The organism is Streptomyces sp. DSM 116793, from assembly GCF_057320905.1.
Genome location: NZ_CM170494.1, coordinates 564,663 through 589,223, shown reverse-complemented (window position 1 = coordinate 589,223; position 24,561 = coordinate 564,663). Strand labels below are relative to the sequence as shown.

Genomic DNA, 24,561 nt, shown 5'->3' with positions numbered 1-24,561 from the left:
GGCATGAGAGCAGAAGGTCACGAGACGCCCCGCTGGTTCGACGACGACGCCGGACCGGTGGTGCGTCCGTATGCCATGACCCGCGGCCGCACAGCCACCGCGGGGCAGCACCGGCTCGACCTCATCGCCCTGGTGATCACCGAGCCACGGGTGGGCGACCTGGAGGCGGAGCAGACGCTGTCCCCGGAGCATGTGCACATCGCGGAGCTGTGCCGCGACACGCCCCAGTCGGTCGCCGAGCTCGCCTCCGCTCTCGACCTGCCGATCGGCGTGGTCCGCGTCCTCATCGGCGATCTCGCCGACCAGGAAATGGTGCATGTGACCCGTCCCGTGCCCCCCGCCGAGCTGCCCGACGAGAGTATTCTGCGCGACGTGATCAACGGGCTCCGAGCGCTCTGATCAGGGCAAAAGCGGGAGTGAGATGACAGGCTGGCAGTTCTGGGTCGACCGAGGCGGCACCTTCACCGACATCGTCGCACGCCGCCCCGACGGGCGTCTGGTCACCCACAAGCTCCTCTCGGACAATCCGGGGCGGTACGCGGACGCCGCCGTGGCGGGCATCCGTGAACTGCTGGGGGACGCCGACCCCGGCCGGGCGATCGAGGCCGTCCGGATGGGCACCACCGTCGCCACCAACGCCCTTCTCGAACGCAAGGGCGAACGCACCCTCCTCGTCATCACCCGCGGACTGCGCGACGCACTGCGCATCGCCGACCAGAGCCGGCCCGCGATCTTCGCCCGCGAGATCGCCCTCTCCGAACTGCTCTACGAACGCGTCATCGAGGCGGACGAGCGCATCGCCGCGGACGGCGAGGTGCTGCGCGCCCCCGACCTGGACGCCCTGGCCGGCCCCTTGACGCAGGCCCATCAGGACGGCATCCGCGCCGTCGCGGTGGTCTGCATGCACAGCCATCTGCACCCGGCCCACGAGCGTGCCATCGGTGCGCTCGCGGAGCGCGTCGGCTTCTCCCAGATCTCGCTCTCCAGCGAGGTCAGCCCGCTGATGAAGCTGGTGCCCCGGGGGGACACCGCGGTCGTCGACGCCTATCTCTCGCCGGTGCTGCGCCGGTACGTCCGACACGTCGCCGACGAACTGCAGGGCGTCCGCCTGATGTTCATGCAGTCCAATGGCGGGCTGACCGAGGCCGGGCACTTCCGCGGCAAGGACGCCATCCTCTCCGGGCCCGCCGGCGGCATCGTGGGCATGGCGCGCATGTCGCAGATGGCCGGCTTCGACCGTGTCATCGGCTTCGACATGGGCGGCACCTCCACGGACGTCTCCCACTTCGCCGGCGAGTACGAGCGGGTCTTCACCACCAGGATCGCCGGGGTCCGGCTGCGCGCGCCCATGCTGGACATCCACACCGTCGCCGCCGGCGGGGGCTCCGTCCTGCACTTCGACGGCAGCCGCTACCGGGTGGGCCCCGACTCCGCGGGCGCCGACCCGGGACCGGCCTGCTACCGGGCCGGCGGCCCGCTGACCGTGACCGACGCCAATGTGGCCCTCGGCCGCATCCAGCCGGCCCACTTCCCGCACGTCTTCGGACCCGGGGGCGACCAGCCGCTCGACGACGCCCTGGTACGGGACCGCTTCGCGGAGCTGGCCCGCGAGATCCACGAGCGGACCGGGGACGACCGCACCCCCGAGCAGGTCGCCGAGGGGTATCTGCGCATCGCCGTGGCCAATATCGCCAATGCCGTCAAGCGCATCTCCGTCCAGAAGGGCCATGACGTCACCCGCTATGCGCTGACCACCTTCGGCGGCGCCGGCGGCCAGCACGCCTGCAAGGTCGCGGACGCGCTGGGCATCCGCACCGTCCTCGTACCGCCCATGGCCGGCGTGCTCTCCGCGCTGGGGATCGGCCTCGCCGACACCACGGCCATGCGGGAGCAGTCCGTCGAGGCGCGGCTGGAGCCGGCGGCCATGCCGGGCATCCTGAAGACCGCCGACGACCTGGCGGCCGCGGCCCGGGACGAACTGCGCGCCGAGGACGTGCCCGACGAGCGCATCCGCATCACCCGCCGCGCACAGCTCCGCTATGACGGCACCGACACCGCACTCACCGTGCCCCTCGACGAGCCCGACACCATGATGCGCACCTTCGAGGACCGGCACCGGGCCACCTACTCCTTCACGCTGGAGCGGCCCGTCGTCGTCGAGGCGCTCTCCGTGGAGGCGACCGGGCTCTCCGAGCCCCCCGACCTCTCCGCGCTGGCCCAGCACTCCACCACCCCCGCATCCGCACGGACCGTCACGCTCTACACCGGTGGCACCTGGCGGGAGGTCCCGCTGCGCCGGCGCGAGGACCTGCCCCCCGGCGAGGCCGTCACCGGCCCGGCGATCATCGCCGAGGCCGGGTCCACGACGGTCGTGGACGACGGCTGGCAGGCCGCGATGAACCCCGACGGCCACCTGATCATGGAACGCGTGGCGGCCCCCGAGGGTTCCGAGGTGGGCACGGAAGCCGACCCCGTTCTGCTTGAGGTCTTCAACAACCTCTTCATGTCGATCGCCGAGCAGATGGGCGCCCGCCTGGAGTCCACGGCCCAGTCCGTGAACATCAAGGAGCGGCTCGACTTCTCCTGCGCCCTCTTCGACCCCCACGGCAACCTGGTCGCCAACGCCCCGCACATCCCCGTCCACCTGGGTTCCATGGGCACCGCGGTCAAGGAGGTCATCCGCCGCCGCGACCGCATCAGGCCAGGCGACACCTACGCCGTGAACGACCCGTACCACGGCGGCACCCACCTGCCCGACGTCACCGTCATCACGCCGGTCTTCGACACCGCCCGCCCGGAGGAGGAGTCGCCCGCCGGCGGCGATCCGCGGATCCTCTTCTACGTCGCCTCCCGCGGCCACCACGCCGAGATCGGCGGCATCGCGCCCGGTTCGATGCCGGCGAACAGTCGCACCATCGACGAGGAGGGCGTCCTCTTCGACAACTGGCTGCTCGTCGAGGACGGCCGCTTCCGGGAGGCGGAGACCCGCCGCCTGCTCACCGAGGCCCCCCACCCGTCCCGCAACCCGGACACCAACCTGGCCGACCTGCGCGCCCAGATCGCCGCCAACCAGAAGGGCGTCGACGAGGTGGGCCGCATGATCGGGAACTTCGGCCTCGACGTCGTCCAGGCGTACATGAAGCACGTCCAGGACAATGCCGAGGACGCGGTGCGACGCGTCATCGACGCCCTGGAGGACGGCTCCACGGAGTACGAGACGGACTCCGGGGCGGTCATCCGCGTGAAGATCACCGTGCACCGGGCGGAGCGCTCGGCGACGATCGACTTCACAGGGACGTCGCCCCAGCTGGCCACCAACTTCAACGCGCCCTTCTCGGTGGTCAACGCGGCCGTCCTGTACGTCTTCCGGACGCTCGTCGCGGACGACATCCCCCTGAACGACGGCTGTCTGCGCCCGCTGCGGATCATCGTGCCGCCCGGCTCGCTGCTCGCCCCCGAGCCGCCGGCCGCGGTCGTGGCCGGCAACGTGGAGACCTCACAGGCCGTCACCGGCGCTCTGTACCGGGCCCTCGGAGTCCAGGCGGAGGGCTCCGGCACCATGAACAACGTCACCTTCGGCAACGATCGCCACCAGTACTACGAGACGGTGGCCTCCGGTTCCGGCGCGGGCGACGGCTTCCACGGCGCGCCCGTCGTGCAGACCCATATGACGAATTCGCGGCTGACGGACCCGGAGGTCCTGGAGTGGCGGCTGCCCGTGCTCCTGGAGGAGTTCACGGTGCGGCGGGGCAGCGGCGGCGCGGGGCGCTGGCGGGGCGGGGACGGCGCGCTGCGCCGCATCCGCTTCCGTGAGCCCATGACCGTCTCCACCCTGTCCCAGCACCGCAGGGTGCCCCCCTACGGCATGGCCGGCGGACGCCCCGGCGCTCTGGGCGCCAACCGTGTGGAGCGGGTGGACGGCACCGTCGTCCACCTGAAGGGCAGCGACTCGGCAGACGTGCGTCCCGGGGACGTGCTCGCCATCGAAACCCCCGGCGGCGGGGGATACGGTCCACCGCCGTCCGACCCCAGCGAGGCAGGAGAGAAGACGGATGATGTTCGCCAGAGCTGAGCGGGGAAAGGCGCCGATCGAGCCCGTCACGCTCAAGATCCTGGTGGCCGGCGGCTTCGGCGTGGGCAAGACCACGCTCGTCGGCGCGGTCAGCGAGATCAAACCGCTGCGCACCGAGGAGATGCTCAGCGAGGCCGGGCGCCCTGTCGACGACACCAGCGGCGTGGAGCGGAAGACCACCACCACCGTGGCGATGGACTTCGGCCGGATCACCCTCCGCGAGGACCTTGTGCTCTACCTCTTCGGCACCCCGGGCCAGGACCGGTTCTGGTTCCTGTGGGACGAACTGGCCACCGGGGCCCTGGGCGCCGTCGTGCTGGCCGACACCCGCCGTCTGGAGGACTGCTTCGCGGCCGTCGACTACTTCGAGCGCCGGGCCATACCCTTCGTCGTCGGGGTCAACTGTTTCGAGGGCGCCGCTGTGTACCCCGCTGAGGCCGTGCGGCAGGCCCTCGACCTCGACGACCAGGTGCCGGTGGTGCTCTGCGACGCACGTGAGCGGAACTCCGTCAAGGAGGTCCTGATAGACGTCGTCGAGCACGCCATGCTGATATCGGCGGCCTCCAGAGAGCCCGCGGCCACGCAGAGCTGACCCGGCGCCACGCCCGTCACGCTCGTCCCAGGGGCGCACGGCGCTCTCCCGCTCGTTCCCACCAGCGGCTCGCCGGCCTGCGCGCGGCGCCGGTCGCGGCGGACCGTGCGGCACCGGCCCGGGACCGCACGGACCGGCCGTCAGCTGTTCTCGGCCAGCCATTTCGCCGCGATCTCACCCAGCTCCCGGTCGCGGCCCGCCAGCATCATGCGGATCATCCGGACGTCGCCCCGCAGCGACCACGCCGGATGGCCGAACGTCGCCGGGTTGTTCTTCTCGATCAGGTAGTGCGCCGGCCATGCCGTGCCGTATCCGATCAGCGGCAGAGCGGCCGCGTACCGCTTGCGCCCGCGGGCGAGCCCGTAGGCGCTCACCGCGAGCCCGGTGAGCGTGCCGGCGAGGTGCACCCACCGGGTGGCGGCCTTCGAGTGCATGGCGACGTAATACGGCCAAAATTCTTCATATGAATCGAAGGTCTGCTGCATAGGAGCACGGTAGTGCGCCGCGCGGACATCGGGCATGCCCCGGGCGGTGCCGTTTCCGCGAGTCGGAACGGGGCCTTTGACCTGCCACCTTAGGATCCGGAGGCGTGGCACATACCTTCGGTGAACTCGTCGAGAAACAGCAGTTGGCGGACGAGGCGTACGCGAAAGTCCAGGACCTTCGGGAGCAGTACGGGCCGCCCGCGGCCGCCGCCCAGACGGAGCAGCAGTCCGAGACGTACGAGACCGCGCTGCGGGCCTGGCGGGACCTGGACCGGGAGGTGCAGGCCGCGATCACGGAGTTCGCCAAGGGGCACGGACTCGCCAGGACGGAGGTGGAGGACCAGGTGAGGGCTGAGGCCGGGCGGGACTGAGCCGGGGCGCCGGTACCGTTTCGGGCCGTGCCGGGCCGGAGCCGGCCGCGCGCCGTGTCCGCGCGCCGTGGCGAACGCCGCGTTGCTCCGGCAGGCGGTTCCGGGGCACGGAGAGGCCCGGCGGCACTCCGCACCGAGGCCCGTGCGTGGCCCTCGGACCGCCGGACGCGCGGGATCACGGTCAGCGCGGGCACATCCCCGACGGGGCGTCAGCAGAACCGTGATCGCACCCGGGACGGAGTCAGGGCGTCAGCGACCGCCGTGCGACGGGGAAGTCGAAGTAGGTGCCGGGGAAGACCTCCGGCTGGAAGGTGTAGTGCCACCACTCCTCCGGAAGGTTCACGAACCCCTGCTCGGAGAGCACGTTCCGCAGGAAGTCCCGGTGGGCCCGCTGAACCCCCACGATCCGGGGATCGTCCGTGTGGGCGAGGGTGTCGAAACAGTCGAAGCCCGTGCCCATGTCGATGGAGTCGTCCGGGAAACGCTGCTCCTTGGGGCCGTAGCACGGCTTGAGGGGCTCGCCCGGCACGTAGGGGCGGGTGGGGAGCGCCGGGAGCCGGACCACCGTCAGATCGACCGTGGAGCCGCGGCTGTGCCCCGACTGCTCGGCGATGTAGCCGTCGGCGAACAGCCTCGTCTTGTCGACATGCGGATAGAACTCCGCCTTCATGCGCTGGTCGTCCAGGTCTTCGGCCCAGCGGACGAACCAGTCGACGGCGCGCTGCGGCCGGTAGCAGTCGTACACCTTCAGGGAGTAGCCCTTGGCGAGCAGGTCCTTCTGCGCCCGGTGCAGGGCATCCGCCGCGGCCCGGGTCAGAATGCACATGGGCCGGCGGTAGCCGTCGACCGGCACGCCGGTGAAGTTGTGGGGAGTGAAGTACCGCATCTCCTGGATGATCGTCGGATCGACGTCGCGGAGGGCGACGAACTCCCGGGGGGCCTTGGGCTCCGGCCGGGCGTGCGCCGGTGCGGCCCCGCCCGCGACGGCGAGCAGTGCCGTGAGCGTGACGGCGAGTCTGCGCAGCACCGGGCGCCGGCGTGGCGCCCCTCGGGACGTCGTCCGGGGTGGGGCGAGGCGGTCGGCGCGGCGTCGTCCGGCGGAGGGTGGGAGAAGCATGAGTCGTGTCATGTCCCTGCTGTACCAGGAGGGCGGGTACCGCGGAAGACGCTGAGCCGATGATCGGATACAGTCCGCGGCGTGTCCGCTACCCAACACCCATCTCTCAACCCCGTTCCGAATTCGCACTGTTCGAGCTGCGGGGCGCCCTACGCGGGCGATGTATCCGGCTGGCCCAGGACCTGTCCGTCCTGTGGCCATGTCGCCTACCGCAACCCCCTTCCGGTCGCCGTGGCCCTCCAGCCCGTGTACGACCAGAAGGGCACCTCTCTGGTCGTCGTGACCCGGGCCATCGCCCCCGCGCGCGGGGGCACGGCACTGCCCGGCGGCTTCATCGACGACCGCGAGGACTGGCGGCACGCCGTCGTCCGTGAGCTCAAGGAGGAGACCGGCATCGACGCGGCCAGCCGCGACGTCCGGCTCATCGACGCGATGAGCTCACCCGACGGCCATCTGCTGCTGTTCGGCCTCCTGCCCGAGAGGCCCGCACCCGAGCTGCCGCAGTCCCGGCCGACCGAGGAGACCGAGGGCTGGGACCTGCTGCGCAGGCCGGCCGAGCTCGCTTTCCCGCTGCACACGGCGGTCGTGCAGGCGTGGTTCGAAGGCCGCTACGTCTGACGGCGTCACGCGGCAGCGTCAGGGCGCCGGAGCACACCCTCGGCAAGGGCCCCGTGGGGCCCTCTGACGGTCGATCCCGGCCCCTTCGCCCCTGCCGTCCGAGCCGCCAGATCCGGGCGTTCACACGGCCTTCTGCGGCCGCCCGGATCCCGCCGGCGCACCGGGCCCGCACGGCGGCCCGAGGCCCCGGCAGGGCCCTCGGCCCGGACGGCCGCAGAAGCCGGCCGGGCCTCACAGTCCCCGAATGCGCACAGGACGGCCCGCCGCCCGCGGGCCGTCGTCGGTCTCCCGCTGCACCGTGACCCGGGCACCGGCCCGCAGCACGCCGTACTGCTCGGCCTCCGGCACCGACCACCCGTCCCCCGGGTCGGCGACGACGAGACCGCCTCCACCCCGTCCGGCAGCGGGCGCCCACACCTCCAACTCGATCCCGCCCGCGCCGCCGAGCACCGGCAGCACCGAACCCGCACGCGCCAGCACCGGCACACGGGACAGCGGCGCCGGGACGACGACCTGCCCGGGTCCCTCGTGGACCTCCTCGGTGAACGTGTCGTACCAGCGTCCGGCCGGCAGCCGCACCGTCCGCCGCACCACGCCCGGCGCCACGACGGGCGCCACCAGGAGCGCGTCACCGAGCAGGAACGCGTCCTCGCAGTCGCGCAGCGCACGGTCCTCAGGAGACCCCCACCACACCGGCCGCACCCACGGCGCCCCGGTACGGCGGGCCAGATGAGCCAGCGTCATGAAGTAGGGGCTAAGACGCCGCCGCTCGGCGAGCGCCACGCGCGCGTGCCCCAGCAGCTCGTCCCCGAGCCCCCAGGCCTCGCCGCCCGCGTGCCCCGTCCCGACGGTGCGCAGCAGCGGTAGGAAGGCGGCCAGCTGCAGCCGGCGGATCCACAGCTCCCCGTGGATGCCCCCGTCACCACCGGCCAGGTCGGGCGCAGCGTACGGCACGCCGCAGAGACCCAGCCCCAGCACCACGGACAGTGCCGCGCGCAGCCCGTCCCAGCCGTCGGCCACCGCCCCCGGCGAGGCCCCGCCGTAGCGCTGCATCCCCACCCAGCCGGACCGCGAGAGGAGAAACGGCCGCTCGTCCGAGCGGTGCCGGGACAGCGCCTCGTGGGCTGCCCTGGCCAGGCCGAGGCTGTAGACGTTGTGCGCACCGCGGTGGTCACCGCCATGGCCGTCCAGGTCGTGCCGGGCCGAGCGCGGCAGCGTGGCATCGCCGAACGCCACCCGGGCGACCGGCTCGTCCAGGGTGTGCCAGAACCCGGCGAAGCCCTGCTTCAGACGCTCGTCGTACTGCTCACCCCACCAAACCCGGCCCCGTTCACCCGTGACGTCCGGGTACACCGACTCACCCGCCTGTGCCTCGCCGCGGACCAGCCGGCCCGCCGCGTCCCGCACGAAGACGCCTGCGGACGCCCCGCTGTCGAACACGGCATGGCCGCGCTCGGCCTTCACCGCCGGAGAGACGGCCGACACCAGCCTGATGCCGTCCGCGAGCAGCTCGCCGGCAAGCTGCGGAAGCTTCGGAAAGCGCTCCTCGTCGACGGTGAAGCTCCGCCCGCCCGCACCGTGCCCGAGCCCCAGATGCAGCGCCTCCAGTGGCAGCTCCCGCGCGCGGTGACCCGCCACGATGCGCCGAACCTCCTGCTCGCCGCCCTGGTCGGGAACCAGATGGTGGTGGCCGAGCGCCCAGCCCGGCGGCACCGCAGGAGCGCCCGTGAGCCCCGCCCAGGTGTGCAGCACGCGCGCCGGGGTGCCGACCACCACCCAGCAGCGCAGTGGGCCGCCCTCCATGCGCAGCTCGCACACCCCCGCGCGGTCGTGCCCCGACCCCGCCCCCTCCTCGCCCTCCCGCAGCGTGACCGTGCCGTCCCAGGTGGTGTCGTGGAACACCAGGTGCGTCCCGGCGTCGGCCACCACGAGTTGCACGGGCATCGTGATGTGCAGGGGCCCGTCCTGCGGCCCGTACGCACCCTGGGGGTCGGTGTTCCACAGCCGGTACGCGCCGTCCCGCAGCCGCGGCCCGCAGGCCCGGGCCCCGAGCCCGAAGAAGCGTGCGTCGGCGGCCACCTCCGAGCGCTGTACCCAGCGCGCCTCGCCGCCGTTCTGCGGCTGCCACCAGCGCGGCGGACAGTCGCGGCGCAGCAGCACGCCGCCGGGCGTCTGCACCTCGACGGCGCCGTGCCGGGAGACGACCACGGTCACCCGCTCGGCCACCACGCGCCAGCCGCCGTCCTTGTCCGGCTCCAGCACCGCCCGGGAGTCCGGCTCGGGGGCGGCGCCCGCAAGCGCCCAGGACGGCAGCGGCCCGGCCCCTCCCCAGCCCCAGAAGACCGCGCCGCCCGCCGTCACCGAGACCCGCAGCTCGGACCGCTCGAAGCGGACCACACCGCCGCCCGGGCCCGACTCCACCCCGGTCATCGCACCCGGCACCCGCGCCCGTTCGGCGCCCCGCGGCGGCAGCCCCGCCGCGTCCGTGCGGTACCTGCGCCAGGCCGCACGTATGGCCCGCAGTCCGCCCGCGGAGCCCATCCCGCGCACCGCCTTCACCGAACGCACCAGGTCACGACCGTCCATACCGATCACCCTGCCATCCGCCCGGGCACCCGGAGACGTCGTTCAACTGCCGTTCACCCGTGGCGGGGGCACATCTTCACGGGGGCGACTGTGTGCGCCTCACCCTGGCGTGGAAGTCGATCACGTGGCATCGTCCCAGTCAGCCGTGTCACGCGCACACCCCGCACGTGCGCGACCGACGCACACGACGCGCCGCACCCCCGGGAGCCGCCCATGTCCACAGCGAACCCCTCGCCGCTCTGGCAGCCCGACGAGCGCACCGCCGAGCAGGCGAGGATCACCCGCTTCCAGACCTGGGCCGCCGAGCACCACGGCGCCCCCGCCACAGGCGGCTACGCGGCGCTCCACCGGTGGTCCGTGACGGAGCTGGAGGCCTTCTGGACGGCCGTCGCCGAGTGGTTCGACGTCCGCTTCGGCACACCCTACGCGCGCGTGCTGGACGATCGCGGCATGCCCGGCGCCCACTGGTTCCCCGGCGCCACGGTCAACTACGCCGAGCACGCACTGCGCGCCGCGGACGACCGTGCCGACGACCCCGCGATCATCCACGTGGACGAGACCCACGAGCCCCACGTCATCGGCTGGGGCGAGCTGCGCCGCCAGGTCGGCTCACTCGCCGCGGAGTTGCGCGGTCTCGGCGTGCGCCCCGGGGACCGAGTCAGCGGCTACCTCCCCAACATCCCCCAGGCCGCCGTCGCTCTGCTGGCCAGCGCCGCGGTGGGAGCCGTCTGGACGTCCTGCTCGCCCGACTTCGGCGCACGCAGCGTCCTGGACCGGTTCCAGCAGGTGGAGCCCGTGGTCCTGTTCACCGTGGACGGCTACCGGTACGGCGGCAAGGAACACGACCGCAGGGAGACCGTGGCCGAACTCCGCCGTGAGCTGCCCGGCCTGCGCGCCGTCGTCCACGTCCCCCTGCTGGGCACGCCCGCCCCGGAGGGAGCCCTGGACTGGTCCGCCCTCACGGCCGGCAGCACCCCGCCCCGCTACGAGCAGGTGCCCTTCGAGCATCCCCTGTGGGTGCTCTACTCGTCCGGCACCACCGGACTGCCCAAAGCGATCGTGCAGTCCCAGGGCGGCATCCTCCTGGAGCACCTGAAACAGCTCGGCCTGCACTGCGACCTCGGACCCGAGGACCGCTTCTTCTGGTACACGTCCACCGGCTGGATGATGTGGAACTTCCTCGTCTCCGGCCTGCTGACGGGCACCACCGTCATCCTCTACGACGGCAGCCCCGGCCATCCGGACACCGGCGCCCAGTGGCGGGTCGCCGCCCGCACCGGCGCCACGCTCTACGGCACGTCCGCCGCCTACGTGATGGCCTGCCGCAAGGCCGGCATCGAACCCGCCCGCGCTTACGACCTCTCCCGCGTCCGCTGCGTCGCCACGACCGGCTCGCCGCTTCCGCCGGACGGCTTCCGCTGGCTGCACGGCGTGCGCGACGACCTGTGGATCGCCTCCGTCAGCGGCGGCACCGACGTGTGCTCCTGCTTCGCGGGCGCCGTCGCCACCCTCCCCGTGTACATCGGAGAACTCCAGGCCCCCTGCCTCGGCACCGACCTGCAGGCCTGGGACGCGCAGGGCAGGCCGGTCGTCGACGAGGTGGGGGAGCTTGTCGTCACCCGGCCCATGCCGTCCATGCCGATCCACTTCTGGAACGACCCGGACGGCCGCAGGTACCACGACAGCTACTTCGACACCTATCCCGGCGTCTGGCGGCACGGCGACTGGATCACCGTCACCCCACGCGGCTCCGTCGTCATCCACGGCCGTTCCGACTCCACCCTCAACAGGCAGGGCGTCCGCATGGGCTCCGCCGACATCTACGAAGCCGTCGAGCGCCTCCCGGAGGTCCGCGAATCCCTCGTCATCGGCATCGAGCAGCCCGACGGGGGCTACTGGATGCCGCTCTTCGTCCACCTGGCACCCGAGGCCGTCCTCGACGACGCCCTGCGTGACCGCATCAAGCAGACCATCCGCTCGAACCTCTCCCCGAGGCACGTCCCCGACGAGATCATCGAGGTGCCCGGCGTCCCGCACACCCTCACCGGCAAACGCATCGAGGTGCCCGTCAAACGCCTCCTGCAGGGCACCCCCATGGACAGGGCGGTCAACCCCGGCTCCGTCGACGACCTCGAGCTGCTGCGCTTCTACGAGAAACTCGCGCACGAACGCCGCTGATCAGACGCCGTCCGGCGGCCGGCCCCGGCCCGTTGTCAGTGCCTCCCGTTACGGTGAGTGAGCATTGACCGACCGTGCACAGGGGGAACGATGACGCACACCGAGTCCGGCACCATGCAGCAGATCCTGCACCGGGAGATGCCCGCCACCATCGCGCTCCTCGCCGACGAGGAGGACTTCACGGCGATGCGGCGCTACGGCACCTTCGCCTTCGACGACCACCGCACCTACCTCCGCCAGATCGAGACCCTGCTCAGAAGGCTCGCCGCGGAGGGCAGGCACACCTCGGTGGCCCTCTTCGACCCCGAGGAGTACGAGGAGTACTGCACCGGCACCGGCCTCGAACCGGACACCTCCGCCAGCCGCACCCGCTTCACGGCCGAACTGGCCGCCGGCGCACCCACCATCCGCTACGAGGGCCAGCAGCTCGCCGACCTCGTCCCGGCCCTGGTCACGGCCGCCCTGCGCCAGGCCACCTGGGAGTACGCCACCCTGCTGCTGGCGGGCATCGGCGCCTGCGCCGTCTGCGGCGAGGACATCGGCTGGTCCTCCTACGCGCGCGCGTCCGACCTGGTCGTCCGCGTACTGCACCGGGCGGGACCGGGCACCCACCACCTGGTCTGCAGTGCCGCCACCCCGGCGGACACCCTCCTGTCCGCACTGGACGTCGCCTACGACGGCGACGGCCGGGCCCGCATCGACGAGGCCGCGATCCGGGAGTTCGCCACCGTGCTCGCCACGGGAATCGCCACCGGCTCCGCGGGCGGCCTGGTGGTGCGCACCACCGGCAAGGACACCCGGGACCGTGTCTACGGCTGGCGGCTCACGGGCTGGAAGCTCGAGCCCCTCACCGCCGCCGAGGTCTTCGACGCCTACTGCACCGACACCCTGACCGGGGACGTCATCGCCCCGGAGTCGAACGTCGACTACGGCCCGCCGCCCGACCTCGGCGACGACGGCCCCCCGACGGGCCACGCCCACTGACAGCGGCAGGCCCGGGGAGGCCGTCCCGTGCTATTCGCCGCTGAGCACCGCGGAGGCGGCCTCCCGCGCCCGCTCGGCCGTGTCCTCGGCACGCGCCGCCGCGGCCGCCCGCTCGCACTGGGCCAGCGTGTACCGGCCCAGCGCGGCCCGCACATGGGGAATGGACGCCGCGCCCATCGACAAGGAGGTGACCCCGAGCCCCGTCAGCACACACGCCAGCAGCGGATCAGACGCGGCCTCCCCGCACACCCCGCAGCTCTTTCCCTCGGCCTTGGCCGCCTCCGCGGACAGCGCGACCAGGTCGAGCAGCGCAGGCTGCCAGGGATCCTGCAGCCGCGACACGGCCCCCACCTGACGGTCGGCGGCGAAGGTGTACTGCGCGAGGTCGTTGGTGCCCAGCGACAGGAACTCCACTTCCTGGAGGATGGCGCGGGCCCGGAGCGCCGCCGAGGGAACCTCCACCATGGCCCCGATCTTCGCCTGCAGCCCCGCCGCCCGGCAGGCCTCGGCGAACGCCCTGGCGTCCGTCCGGTCCGCGACCATCGGCGCCATCACCTCCAGGTAGACGGGCAGCCCCTCGGCGGCCGTCGCCAGCGCCGAGAGCTGCGTCCGCAGCACCTCGGGGTGGTCCAGCAGGGAGCGCAGCCCACGCACGCCCAACGCGGGATTGGGCTCGGCGGCCGGTGTCAGGAACTCCAGCGGCTTGTCGGCCCCCGCATCCAGCACCCGCACCACGACCCGCCCCTCGGGAAAGGCCTCCAGCACGGTCCGGTACGCCTCGATCTGCTTCTGCTCGGACGGCGCCCTGGTGCTGTCGTCCAGGAAGAGGAACTCCGTACGGAAGAGCCCCACGCCCTCTGCGCCCGCCTCCACCGCGGCGGCGACGTCTCCCGGCCCACCGATGTTGGCCAGCAGCGGCACCTTGTGACCGTCCGCGGTCGCGCCGGGGCCCGTGACGGCCGCCAGTGCGGCCGCACGCTCGGCCGCCGCGGCCCTGAGCTGCTCCTTCGTGCGCGCGCTGGGGTCGAGGAAGATCTCCCCGGTGCTGCCGTCCACGGCGACCTCGGTGCCCTCGGCCAGTTCGACGGCGCGGGGCAGCGCGACCACCGCGGGGACACCGAGCGCCCGGGCCAGGATCGCGGTGTGACTGGTCGGCCCGCCCGCCTCGGTGACGAAGCCGAGCACCAGGGTCGGGTCGAGCAGCGCCGTGTCCGCGGGCGCCAGATCGCGCGCCACCAGTACATACGGCTCGTCGCTGTCCGGCACGCCCGGCATCGGCACCCCGAGCAGCCGGGCGACGATGCGGTTGCGCACGTCGTCCAGGTCCGCCACGCGGCCGGCCAGGTACTCACCGGCAGCGGCCAGCAGCTCCCGGTAGGCGGCGAAGCCGTCGTACACCGCGCGTTCCGCTGTGCTGCCGTCCGCGATGCGCCGCTCCACGTCGGACATCAGCTCCGGATCCCGGGCCATCAGCGCCTGTGCCTCGAGCACCGCCTGCGCCTCGCCCCCGGCGAGGTTGCCGCGGGCCACGAGGTCGGCGGCGACCGCCTCCGCGGCCTGACGGGCGCGCGCCTGCTCGCGCTCGGCGTCCTCCTTGGCGATCTGCCTGGCAGGGGGCTCCAGAACGGCGGTCCCCATGTGCCGCACCTCGCCGATCGCCACGCCGTGGCTCACTCCGACGCCTCGCAGCGTTGTCTCCATCACACCCGTCTCCGAGATGGGCGGCGGCCGCGGCCACCGCGGTCGTTGTCTACTTGTCGATTTGTCGATGCTCCGGCGGCGCGCCGTGAGGGGGCCACCGGGCCCGCTCTCGTGCCCAGCAGGACCGGTTGCTCAGGCCCAGTCGAAGAGGACGTCGCCGGACTTCACCGCGCCGTCCTCCAGCACGCCCGTGAGCACGTCCGCGGTGGCTTCCAGGGCCACGACCGGGCACACCGGGGACTTGCCGAGGGCTTCGACGGCCGCCGGGTTCCACCTGATCACCGCCTGCCCCCGCGCGACAGTGTCGCCCTTTGCGACCAGCAGCTCGAAGCCCTCACCGTTGAGCTGGACCGTGTCGATCCCCAGGTGCGTCAGCACCCCATGACCCTCCGCGTCCACCACGACGAAGGCGTGCGGGTGCAGCGACAGGATGGTCCCGTCGACGGGCGCGACGGCTTCCGAGGGCTCACGGACCGGATCGATCGCCGTCCCGGGCCCGACCATCGCACCCGAGAACACCGGATCGGGCACCGCGGCCAGTCCGATGGCTCGTCCGGCGAGCGGGGCTGTCACGCTGGTCATGGGGCCTCCCAGGGGCACAGATGAGCCGGCGCCGTCGCTGCCTGACCGGACGGCGCGCTGTTGAGCAGGTTAAGTCATGGGAAGTCCGGGTTCCGTACGGGAGGTCCCGGTTGGCTGGCGTAGGAGCACGCCACAAACGATTTGCGCCTGTCCTATAGGAGCTGTATGGTTGTACTCCTGTTTGGAGCTAGGTGACGCTTCAGCGCCGAGGCTCAGTGACGTCTACTGGTCAGATCGTAACTTCGGACCCGGTCCGGCATGTCCGCGGGGCCGTCGTCGGGGTGCGGAAAATGACCTGGTAGAGTCGGCGAACAGAACGAAGGGAAACGCCCGGAGGAAAGCCACGGACGGGTTTTGTGGCGAGTACAATGGAAGTGTCCGTTCCTTGAGAACTCAACAGCGTGCTAAAAGTCAACGCCAGATATGTTGATACCCCGTGCATCAGGGACCTCTGTCCTTGGTGAACGTGGTTCCTTTGAAGAAACACAGCGAGGATGCTGTGGACGGGTCGGGATCATTCCTCTTGACCTGTCCTGCTCTCGTGTGTGTCACCGGGAGTACCCGGAAGCATTCACGGAGAGTTTGATCCTGGCTCAGGACGAACGCTGGCGGCGTGCTTAACACATGCAAGTCGAACGATGAACCGGTTTCGGCCGGGGATTAGTGGCGAACGGGTGAGTAACACGTGGGCAATCTGCCCTTCACTCTGGGACAAGCCCTGGAAACGGGGTCTAATACCGGATATGACCACCGACCGCATGGTCTGGTGGTGGAAAGCTCCGGCGGTGAAGGATGAGCCCGCGGCCTATCAGCTTGTTGGTGGGGTGATGGCCTACCAAGGCGACGACGGGTAGCCGGCCTGAGAGGGCGACCGGCCACACTGGGACTGAGACACGGCCCAGACTCCTACGGGAGGCAGCAGTGGGGAATATTGCACAATGGGCGCAAGCCTGATGCAGCGACGCCGCGTGGGGGATGACGGCCTTCGGGTTGTAAACCTCTTTCAGCAGGGAAGAAGCCGCAAGGTGACGGTACTTGCAGAAGAAGCGCCGGCTAACTACGTGCCAGCAGCCGCGGTAATACGTAGGGCGCAAGCGTTGTCCGGAATTATTGGGCGTAAAGAGCTCGTAGGCGGCGTGTCACGTCGGTTGTGAAAGCCCGGGGCTTAACTCCGGGTCTGCAGTCGATACGGGCATGCTTGAGTTCGGTAGGGGAGATCGGAATTCCTGGTGTAGCGGTGAAATGCGCAGATATCAGGAGGAACACCGGTGGCGAAGGCGGATCTCTGGGCCGATACTGACGCTGAGGAGCGAAAGCGTGGGGAGCGAACAGGATTAGATACCCTGGTAGTCCACGCCGTAAACGGTGGGCACTAGGTGTGGGTCACATTCCACGTGGTCCGTGCCGCAGCTAACGCATTAAGTGCCCCGCCTGGGGAGTACGGCCGCAAGGCTAAAACTCAAAGGAATTGACGGGGGCCCGCACAAGCGGCGGAGCATGTGGCTTAATTCGACGCAACGCGAAGAACCTTACCAAGGCTTGACATACACCGGAAAACCGTGGAGACACGGTCCCCCTTGTGGTCGGTGTACAGGTGGTGCATGGCTGTCGTCAGCTCGTGTCGTGAGATGTTGGGTTAAGTCCCGCAACGAGCGCAACCCTTGTCCCGTGTTGCCAGCAGGCCCTTGTGGTGCTGGGGACTCACGGGAGACCGCCGGGGTCAACTCGGAGGAAGGTGGGGACGACGTCAAGTCATCATGCCCCTTATGTCTTGGGCTGCACACGTGCTACAATGGCCGGTACAATGAGTTGCGATGCCGTGAGGTGGAGCGAATCTCAAAAAGCCGGTCTCAGTTCGGATTGGGGTCTGCAACTCGACCCCATGAAGTCGGAGTCGCTAGTAATCGCAGATCAGCAGTGCTGCGGTGAATACGTTCCCGGGCCTTGTACACACCGCCCGTCACGTCACGAAAGTCGGTAACACCCGAAGCCGGTGGCCCAACCCCTTGTGGGAGGGAGTCGTCGAAGGTGGGACTGGCGATTGGGACGAAGTCGTAACAAGGTAGCCGTACCGGAAGGTGCGGCTGGATCACCTCCTTTCTAAGGAGCATCTTGGCTGCCAGGCTTGAGGGTCTGGTGGTCCAGAGCCATTTCGTCGGCGTGTGTTCGACGGTGGTTAGCTCATGGGTGGAACGTTGACTATTCGGCCTGGTTCTGGGCTGGAGGCTGCTAGTACTGCCCTTGTGGGGGCGTGGAACGTGGTTCTTCGGGTGGGACGGGTTGAGCACGCTGTTGGGTGTCTGAGGGCGCGGCCGCTTGTTGGTTGTGTCTTCGGTTGCCGGCCCCAGTGAACTCAAGCCGTGTGGTTTGGGGTGGTGGGTGGTTGGTCGTTGTTTGAGAACTGCACAGTGGACGCGAGCATCTGTGGCCAAGTTTTTAAGGGCGCATGGTGGATGCCTTGGCACCAGGAACCGATGAAGGACGTGGGAGGCCGCGATAGGCCCCGGGGAGCTGTCAACCGAGCTGTGATCCGGGGGTGTCCGAATGGGGAAACCCGGCAGTCGTTATGGGCTGTCACCCATACCTGAACTCATAGGGTATGTGGAGGGAACGCGGGGAAGTGAAACATCTCAGTACCCGCAGGAAGAGAAAACAACCGTGATTCCGGGAGTAGTGGCGAGCGAAACTGGATGAGGCTAAACCTTGTATGTGTGAGACCCGGCAGGGGTTGCATGCAGGGGGTTGTGGGAGCTTTCTTTCGTGATCTGCCGGTCGCGAGGCAAGTGAGAAATCGTTGATGTAGGCGAAGGGCATGCGAAAGGCCCGGCGTAGAGGGTAAGACCCCCGTAGCTGAAATGTCAGCGACTTGTTTGAGAGTTTCCCGAGTAGCATGGGGCCCGAGAAATCCTGTGTGAATCTGGCGGGACCACCCGCTAAGCCTAAATATTCCCTGGTGACCGATAGCGGATAGTACCGTGAGGGAATGGTGAAAAGTACCCCGGGAGGGGAGTGAAATAGTACCTGAAACCGTGTGCCTACAAGCCGTGGGAGCGTCGCTGGCGGGAACTTGTTCCTGTTAGTCGTGACTGCGTGCCTTTTGAAGAATGAGCCTGCGAGTTTGCGGCATGTTGCGAGGTTAACCTGTTGTGGGGGAGCCGTAGCGAAAGCGAGTCCGAATAGGGCGGTGGAGTAGCGTGCTCAAGACCCGAAGCGGAGTGATCTAGCCATGGGCAGGTTGAAGCGGCTGTAAGAGGTCGTGGAGGACCGAACCCACCAGGGTTGAAAACCTGGGGGATGACCTGTGGTTAGGGGTGAAAGGCCAATCAAACTCCGTGATAGCTGGTTCTCCCCGAAATGCATTTAGGTGCAGCGTCGTGTGTTTCTTGCCGGAGGTAGAGCACTGGATAGGCGATGGGCCTTACCGGGTTACTGACCTTAGCCAAACTCCGAATGCCGGTAAGTGAGAGCGCGGCAGTGAGACTGTGGGGGATAAGCTCCATGGTCGAGAGGGAAACAGCCCAGAGCATCGACTAAGGCCCCTAAGCGTGTGCTAAGTGGGAAAGGATGTGGAGTCGCAGAGACAACCAGGAGGTTGGCTTAGAAGCAGCCATCCTTGAAAGAGTGCGTAATAGCTCACTGGTCTAGTGATTCCGCGCCGATAATGTAGCGGGGCTCAAGCACACCGCCGAAGTCGTGTCATTGCGATATTACTCTTAACGGAGGTCGTGATGGGTAGGGGAGCGTCGTCTGCTGAGTGAAGCAGCACCGGAAGGTAGTTGTGGACGGTTGACGAGTGAGAATGCAGGCATGAGTAGCGATTCACACGTGGGAAACGTGTGCGCCGATTGACTAAGGGTTCCTGGGTCAAGCTGATCTGCCCAGGGTAAGTCGGGACCTAAGGCGAGGCCGACAGGCGTAGTCGATGGATAACCGGTTGATATTCCGGTACCCGCTGTGAAGCGTCAACGCCGAACCAGGTGATGCTAAGCCCGTGAAGCCGCCCCGGAGCCTTCGGGCAAAGGGGAGTGGTGGAACCGGCGAACCGAACCTGTACTAGGTGAGTGATGGGGTGACGCAGGAAGGTAGTCCATCCCGGGCGGTGGTTGTCCCGGGGTAAGGGTGTAGCCCGAGGGGTAGGGAAATCCGTCCCTCACAAGGGTGAGACCCGATGCCGAGCCGATTACGGCGAAGTGGACGATCCTATGCTGTCGAGAAAAGCCTCTAGCGAGTTTCATGGCGGCCCGTACCCTAAACCGACTCAGGTGGTCTGGTAGAGAATACCGAGGCGTTCGGGTGAACTATGGTTAAGGAACTCGGCAAAATGCCCCCGTAACTTCGGGAGAAGGGGGGCCATTCCTGGTGACGGCACTTGCTGCCTGAGCTGGGGGTGGCCGCAGAGACCAGCGAGAAGCGACTGTTTACTAAAAACACAGGTCCGTGCGAAGCCGTAAGGCGATGTATACGGACTGACGCCTGCCCGGTGCTGGAACGTTAAGGGGACCGGTTAGCTCACTTTCGGGTGGGCGAAGCTGAGAACTTAAGCGCCAGTAAACGGCGGTGGTAACTATAACCATCCTAAGGTAGCGAAATTCCTTGTCGGGTAAGTTCCGACCTGCACGAATGGCGTAACGACTTCTTGACTGTCTCAACCATAGGCCCGGTGAAATTGCAGTACGAGTAAAGATGCTCGTTTCGCGCAGCAGGACGGAAAGACCCCGGGACCTTTACTATAGTTTGATATTGGTGTTCGGTTCGGCTTGTGTAGGATAGGTGGGAGACTGTGATGCGGGCACGCCAGTGTTCGTGGAGTCGTTGTTGAAATACCACTCTGGTCGTGCTGGATGTCTAACCTGGGTCCGTGATCCGGATCAGGGACAGTGTCTGATGGGTAGTTTAACTGGGGCGGTTGCCTCCTAAAGGGTAACGGAGGCGCCCAAAGGTTCCCTCAGCCTGGTTGGTAATCAGGTGTTGAGTGCAAGTGCACAAGGGAGCTTGACTGTGAGACTGACGGGTCGAGCAGGGACGAAAGTCGGGACTAGTGATCCGGCGGTGGCTTGTGGAAGCGCCGTCGCTCAACGGATAAAAGGTACCCCGGGGATAACAGGCTGATCTTCCCCAAGAGTCCATATCGACGGGATGGTTTGGCACCTCGATGTCGGCTCGTCGCATCCTGGGGCTGGAGTCGGTCCCAAGGGTTGGGCTGTTCGCCCATTAAAGCGGTACGCGAGCTGGGTTTAGAACGTCGTGAGACAGTTCGGTCCCTATCCGCTGTGCGCGTAGGAGTCTTGAGAAGGGCTGTCCCTAGTACGAGAGGACCGGGACGGACGAACCTCTGGTGTGCCAGTTGTCCTGCCAAGGGCACGGCTGGTTGGCTACGTTCGGGAGGGATAACCGCTGAAAGCATCTAAGCGGGAAGCCTGCTTCGAGATGAGGGCTCCCACCTACTTGATGGGGTAAGGCTCCCAGTAGACGACTGGGTTGATAGGCCAGGTCTGGAAGCACCGCAAGGTGTGGAGGTGACTGGTACTAATAGGCCGAGGGCTTGTCCTCAGATGCTCGCGTCCACTGTGTTGGTTCTGAAACCACGAACAACCACCCACCCTTGGGTGGGGTTGACGTATATGCGTTTCGGTGGTCATAGCGAAAGGGAAACGCCCGGTTACATTCCGAACCCGGAAGCTAAGCCTTTCAGCGCCGATGGTACTGCAGGGGGGACCCTGTGGGAGAGTAGGACACCGCCGAACTAATCGTGAAAGAGCCCTTGTACCGGACCCAGGTACAAGGGCTCTTTCTTGCTCTGTCGGCTTTGTTCTCTCCGGGGGTCCGGCCCTTTTCCGGCCCCCTCCCCATCTCCGGCCCACCCCTCCGCACCCGTCCCCGCCTCTGCCGGTAAGGTCAGGAGGCATCATTGGCTCGTTTCACCCACAGGAGGCCCCCGGGTGGAGGTCCAGGAGACCCGTGTCCAGACGGACCGGGTCCTCACCATCCCCAACATCCTCAGCATGGCGCGCCTCGTCGGCGTGCCGCTGTTCCTGTGGCTGATCCTCCGGCCCGAGTTCGGAGGGCCGACGAGCGACGGATGGGCATTGCTCGTCCTGGCGCTCAGCGGGATCACCGACTACCTCGACGGCAAGCTGGCCCGCCGATGGAATCAGATCAGCAGCCTCGGACGTCTCCTCGACCCCGCAGCCGACCGCCTCTACATTCTGTCCACATTGGCAGGGCTCACCTGGCGCGGAATTCTCCCCCTCTGGTTGACCGCCGCACTGGTGGCACGTGAACTCCTTCTGCTGGTGATGGTCGGCATCCTGCGGCGGCACGGCTATCCGCCACCCCAGGTGAACTTCCTGGGCAAAGCGGCCACATTCAACCTGATGTACGCTTTCCCTCTGCTACTGCTCAGTGACGGAAGCGGATGGATCGCGTCAACCGCCACCGTTTTCGGATGGGCGTTCGCCGGATGGGGTACAACCCTGTATTGGTGGGCAGGGATCCTGTACGTGGTCCAGGTCCGCCGACTTGTCAGTGTGGACACCGCGGCCGATTGACCCTGCCGGCCGGGCGTCCAGGACGGCTCGGGATGGCCCGCATCTGCTCTGTGCGGGAGAATCGGGATGGGTGAAGTCGGCCAGACCGTCGTCTCTCGAGGAGGACGTTTCCGACATGAAGGCCGTCGTGATGGCCGGGGGCGAAGGCACTCGCCTTCGCCCGATGACCTCAAGCATGCCCAAGCCGCTCCTGCCCGTGGCCAACCGGCCGATCATGGAGCATGTGCTAAGGCTACTCAAAAGGCATGGGCTGAATGAGACCGTCGTCACAGTCCAGTTTCTGGCCTCCCTGGTCAAGAACTACTTCGGGGACGGCGACGAACTCGGCATGGAGCTCACCTATGCCAATGAGGAGAAGCCGCTCGGTACTGCCGGCAGCGTGAAGAACGCCGAAGCCGCCCTGAAGGACGACGCGTTCCTTGTGATCTCCGGTGACGCGCTCACCGACTTCGACCTCACCGACCTGATCAATTTCCACAAGGAGAAGGGCGCACTGGTCACGGTGTGCCTGACGCGCGTCCCCAACCCCCTGGAATTCGGCATCACCATCGTCGACGACGACGGCAAGGTGGAGCGCTTTCTGGAGAAGCCGACCTGGGGGCAGGTCTTCTCCGACACGGTGAACACCGGAATCTACGTGATGGAACCAGAAGTGTTCGATTACGTGGAGGCCGACGTATCCGTGGACTGGTCAGGCGACGTCTTCCCCCAGCTCCTCAAGGAAGGCAAGCCGATCTACGGCTATGTCGCCGAGGGCTACTGGGAGGACGTCGGCACGCACGAGAGCTACGTCAAGGCGCAGGCCGACGTACTCGAGGGCAAGGTCGACGTCGACATCGACGGATTCGAGATCTCCCCCGGCGTCTGGGTCGCCGAGGGCGCCGAGGTCCACCCCGACGCCGTCCTGCGCGGCCCCCTCTACATCGGCGACTACGCCAAGGTCGAGGCCGACGCAGAACTCCGGGAGCACACCGTCGTCGGCTCCAACGTCGTCGTCAAGAGCGGAGCCTTCCTCCACAGGGCCGTACTGCACGACAACGTCTACATCGGCCAGCACAGCAACCTCCGGGGCTGTGTCGTCGGCAAGAACACCGACATCATGCGAGCCGCCCGGATCGAGGACGGCGCCGTCATCGGCGACGAATGTCTCGTCGGTGAGGAATCGATCGTCCAGGGCAATGTCCGCGTCTACCCGTTCAAGACCATCGAGGCCGGCGCGTTCGTCAACACCTCGGTCATCTGGGAGTCCCGCGGGCAGGCCCACCTGTTCGGCGCCCGGGGCGTCTCCGGCATCCTGAACGTCGAGATTACCCCCGAGCTCGCGGTGCGGCTGGCGGGCGCGTACGCCACCACCCTCAAGAAGGGCTCCACCGTCACCACCGCCCGTGACCACTCCCGTGGCGCACGAGCCCTCAAGCGCGCCGTCATCTCCGCCCTGCAGGCCAGCGCCATCGACGTACGCGACCTGGAGAACGTGCCGCTGCCCGTGGCGCGGCAGCAGACCGCGCGCGGCAGCGCCGGCGGGATCATGATCCGGACCACGCCGGGGGTGCCGGACTCCGTCGACATCATGTTCTTCGACGGCCGGGGAGCAGACCTCTCGCAGGCCAGCCAGCGCAAGCTCGACCGGGTCTACGCACGGCAGGAGTACCGCAGGGCGTTCCCCGGGGAGATCGGCGACCTGCACTTCCCCTCCAGCGTCTTCGACTCCTACACGGGCTCCCTGCTGCGGAACGTGGACATCTCCGGAATCGCCGAATCCGGCCTGAAGGTCGTCGTCGACGCCTCCAACGGCAGCGCCGGCCTGGTGCTGCCCAGCCTGCTCGGGAAGCTCGGCGTCGACTCGCTGACCATCAACCCCGGCCTGGACGAGTCGCGGCCCACGGAGACCGCGCAGACCCGCAGGGCAGGTCTGGTGCGGCTGGGCGAGATCGTGGCCTCCGCGGGTGCCGCCTTCGGGGTGCGCTTCGACCCGGTGGGCGAGCGGCTCTCCCTGGTCGATGAGAAGGGCCGGATCGTCGAGGACGACCGTGCCCTGCTGGTGATGCTGGACCTGGTGGCCGCCGAGCGCCGCAGCGGGCGGGTGGCGCTGCCCGTGACCACCACCCGGATCGCCGAGCAGGTCGCCGCGTACCACGGCACACAGGTGGAGTGGACGACCACCTCGCCCGACGACCTCACCCGCGTCGGTCGCGCCGACTCGACGATCTTCGGGGGCGACGGCAGGGGCGCGTTCATCGTGCCCGAGTTCAGCAGCGTCTTCGACGGCACCGCCGCGTTCGTACGGCTGATCGGCCTGGTGGCCCGCACCCAGCTCACCCTCAGCCAGATCGACGCCCGCATCCCGCGGGCGCACGTCCTCCAGCGCGACCTGGCGACGCCGTGGGCCGTCAAGGGCCTCGTCATGCGGCGCATCGTCGAGGCGGCCGGCGACCGCTTCGTCGACACCACGGACGGCGTACGGGTCGTGGAGGCCGACGGCCGCTGGGTCATGGTCCTGCCGGACCCCGCGGAAGCGGTCACCCACCTGTGGGCGGAGGGGCCCGACGACGCCTCCGCGCAGGACCTCCTCGAAGAGTGGTCGACGGTCGTGGACAGCGCCGGGCACTGACTGCCACGGTGCGCGCCGGGTACCGGCACACGGCGCGCGCCGGGCACGGGCAACCATGCGCCGGGCGGCTCTTCGCGGGCCGCCCGGCGCGTTCGGTGGGGCCATTCGGAGGAAGC

Annotated in this window: 14 protein-coding genes and 3 rRNA genes; 12 read left to right on the top strand and 5 right to left on the bottom strand. The window is 68.6% G+C overall.

Annotation, left to right across the window (positions count from 1 at the left end):
* Window positions 1-3 precede the first annotated feature (3 nt).
* From ACSMXW_RS02560 to ACSMXW_RS02550, 3 genes are read left to right on the top strand one after another with little or no spacing between them, the layout of a single operon-like run.
* Window positions 4-399: a DUF742 domain-containing protein gene (locus ACSMXW_RS02560; RefSeq protein ID WP_485803689.1), complete on the top strand. Its 396-nt coding sequence runs from the start codon at window positions 4-6 to the stop codon at window positions 397-399.
* 22 nt (window positions 400-421) lie between these two features.
* On the top strand, window positions 422-4,072 hold the full coding sequence (locus ACSMXW_RS02555; RefSeq protein ID WP_485803687.1) for a hydantoinase B/oxoprolinase family protein: 3,651 nt from the start codon (window positions 422-424) through the stop codon (window positions 4,070-4,072).
* Window positions 4,053-4,664: a GTP-binding protein gene (locus tag ACSMXW_RS02550; RefSeq protein ID WP_485803686.1), complete on the top strand. Its 612-nt coding sequence runs from the start codon at window positions 4,053-4,055 to the stop codon at window positions 4,662-4,664. Before ACSMXW_RS02555 ends, ACSMXW_RS02550 begins: the two co-directional genes overlap by 20 nt.
* Window positions 4,665-4,804: 140 nt before the next feature.
* Here ACSMXW_RS02550 and ACSMXW_RS02545 read toward each other — a convergent pair whose 3' ends face one another.
* Entirely contained in the window at window positions 4,805-5,149 is a 345-nt protein-coding gene (locus ACSMXW_RS02545; protein ID WP_485803684.1) for an Mpo1-like protein, read from the bottom strand.
* Between the two features lie 104 nt (window positions 5,150-5,253).
* Here ACSMXW_RS02545 and ACSMXW_RS02540 point away from each other — a divergent pair, with 104 nt between their 5' ends.
* Window positions 5,254-5,520, top strand: a complete 267-nt coding sequence (locus tag ACSMXW_RS02540; protein ID WP_485803682.1) for a hypothetical protein — start codon at window positions 5,254-5,256, stop codon at window positions 5,518-5,520.
* A 241-nt stretch (window positions 5,521-5,761) separates the two neighbouring features.
* On the opposite strand, the gene ACSMXW_RS02535 is transcribed toward ACSMXW_RS02540, so the two are convergent.
* Window positions 5,762-6,547, bottom strand: a complete 786-nt coding sequence (locus ACSMXW_RS02535) for a M15 family metallopeptidase (RefSeq protein ID WP_485803680.1) — start codon at window positions 6,545-6,547, stop codon at window positions 5,762-5,764.
* 171 nt (window positions 6,548-6,718) lie between these two features.
* Between ACSMXW_RS02535 and ACSMXW_RS02530 the strand changes: the two genes are divergently transcribed.
* Window positions 6,719-7,255 carry an NUDIX domain-containing protein gene (locus tag ACSMXW_RS02530; RefSeq protein ID WP_485803678.1) on the top strand — a complete coding sequence of 179 codons (537 nt, stop codon included), beginning with the start codon at window positions 6,719-6,721 and terminating at the stop codon, window positions 7,253-7,255.
* Window positions 7,256-7,486: 231 nt separating this feature from the next.
* Here ACSMXW_RS02530 and ACSMXW_RS02525 read toward each other — a convergent pair whose 3' ends face one another.
* On the bottom strand, window positions 7,487-9,841 hold the full coding sequence (locus ACSMXW_RS02525) for a glycoside hydrolase family 31 protein (protein ID WP_485803676.1): 2,355 nt from the start codon (window positions 9,839-9,841) through the stop codon (window positions 7,487-7,489).
* A gap of 213 nt (window positions 9,842-10,054) precedes the next feature.
* Here ACSMXW_RS02525 and ACSMXW_RS02520 point away from each other — a divergent pair, with 213 nt between their 5' ends.
* Entirely contained in the window at window positions 10,055-12,019 is a 1,965-nt protein-coding gene (locus ACSMXW_RS02520) for an acetoacetate--CoA ligase (RefSeq protein WP_485803674.1), read from the top strand.
* A 90-nt stretch (window positions 12,020-12,109) separates the two neighbouring features.
* Window positions 12,110-13,003 carry a hypothetical protein gene (locus ACSMXW_RS02515; protein ID WP_485803672.1) on the top strand — a complete coding sequence of 298 codons (894 nt, stop codon included), beginning with the start codon at window positions 12,110-12,112 and terminating at the stop codon, window positions 13,001-13,003.
* A 30-nt stretch (window positions 13,004-13,033) separates the two neighbouring features.
* Here ACSMXW_RS02515 and ptsP read toward each other — a convergent pair whose 3' ends face one another.
* Together ptsP and ACSMXW_RS02505 are read right to left on the bottom strand one after the other, a co-directional pair.
* Window positions 13,034-14,704 carry a phosphoenolpyruvate--protein phosphotransferase gene (ptsP, locus tag ACSMXW_RS02510; protein ID WP_485807739.1) on the bottom strand — a complete coding sequence of 557 codons (1,671 nt, stop codon included), beginning with the start codon at window positions 14,702-14,704 and terminating at the stop codon, window positions 13,034-13,036.
* A gap of 132 nt (window positions 14,705-14,836) precedes the next feature.
* On the bottom strand, window positions 14,837-15,286 hold the full coding sequence (locus tag ACSMXW_RS02505; RefSeq protein ID WP_485803670.1) for a PTS sugar transporter subunit IIA: 450 nt from the start codon (window positions 15,284-15,286) through the stop codon (window positions 14,837-14,839).
* 570 nt (window positions 15,287-15,856) lie between these two features.
* Between ACSMXW_RS02505 and ACSMXW_RS02500 the strand changes: the two genes are divergently transcribed.
* From ACSMXW_RS02500 to ACSMXW_RS02480, 5 genes are all read left to right on the top strand, one after another.
* Window positions 15,857-17,386, top strand: a 16S ribosomal RNA gene (locus tag ACSMXW_RS02500).
* A 326-nt stretch (window positions 17,387-17,712) separates the two neighbouring features.
* Window positions 17,713-20,836: ribosomal RNA gene (locus ACSMXW_RS02495) — 23S ribosomal RNA — on the top strand.
* Window positions 20,837-20,913: 77 nt separating this feature from the next.
* Window positions 20,914-21,030 (top strand): 5S ribosomal RNA (rrf, locus tag ACSMXW_RS02490).
* Together the 16S, 23S and 5S rRNA genes form the textbook arrangement of a ribosomal RNA operon.
* A 195-nt stretch (window positions 21,031-21,225) precedes the next feature.
* The gene (gene clsA, locus ACSMXW_RS02485; protein ID WP_485803669.1) at window positions 21,226-21,834 is read left to right on the top strand and encodes a cardiolipin synthase ClsA; all 609 of its coding nucleotides are present in this window, start codon (window positions 21,226-21,228) and stop codon (window positions 21,832-21,834) included.
* 115 nt (window positions 21,835-21,949) lie between these two features.
* On the top strand, window positions 21,950-24,445 hold the full coding sequence (locus ACSMXW_RS02480; protein WP_485803668.1) for a sugar phosphate nucleotidyltransferase: 2,496 nt from the start codon (window positions 21,950-21,952) through the stop codon (window positions 24,443-24,445).
* Window positions 24,446-24,561 lie beyond the last annotated feature (116 nt).

Excerpts from the sequence above, each read along its gene's own strand:
- ACSMXW_RS02560 (WP_485803689.1), top strand. The coding sequence starts at position 4 with ATGAGAGCAGAAGGTCACGAGACGCCCCGCTGGTTCGACGACGACGCC.
- ACSMXW_RS02555 (WP_485803687.1), top strand. The coding sequence starts at position 422 with ATGACAGGCTGGCAGTTCTGGGTCGACCGAGGCGGCACCTTCACCGAC.
- ACSMXW_RS02550 (WP_485803686.1), top strand. The coding sequence starts at position 4,053 with ATGATGTTCGCCAGAGCTGAGCGGGGAAAGGCGCCGATCGAGCCCGTC.
- ACSMXW_RS02545 (WP_485803684.1), bottom strand. The coding sequence starts at position 5,149 with ATGCAGCAGACCTTCGATTCATATGAAGAATTTTGGCCGTATTACGTC.
- ACSMXW_RS02525 (WP_485803676.1), bottom strand. The coding sequence starts at position 9,841 with ATGGACGGTCGTGACCTGGTGCGTTCGGTGAAGGCGGTGCGCGGGATG.
- ACSMXW_RS02520 (WP_485803674.1), top strand. The coding sequence starts at position 10,055 with ATGTCCACAGCGAACCCCTCGCCGCTCTGGCAGCCCGACGAGCGCACC.
- ACSMXW_RS02515 (WP_485803672.1), top strand. The coding sequence starts at position 12,110 with ATGACGCACACCGAGTCCGGCACCATGCAGCAGATCCTGCACCGGGAG.
- ptsP (WP_485807739.1), bottom strand. The coding sequence starts at position 14,704 with ATGGAGACAACGCTGCGAGGCGTCGGAGTGAGCCACGGCGTGGCGATC.
- ACSMXW_RS02505 (WP_485803670.1), bottom strand. The coding sequence starts at position 15,286 with ATGACCAGCGTGACAGCCCCGCTCGCCGGACGAGCCATCGGACTGGCC.
- ACSMXW_RS02480 (WP_485803668.1), top strand. The coding sequence starts at position 21,950 with ATGAAGGCCGTCGTGATGGCCGGGGGCGAAGGCACTCGCCTTCGCCCG.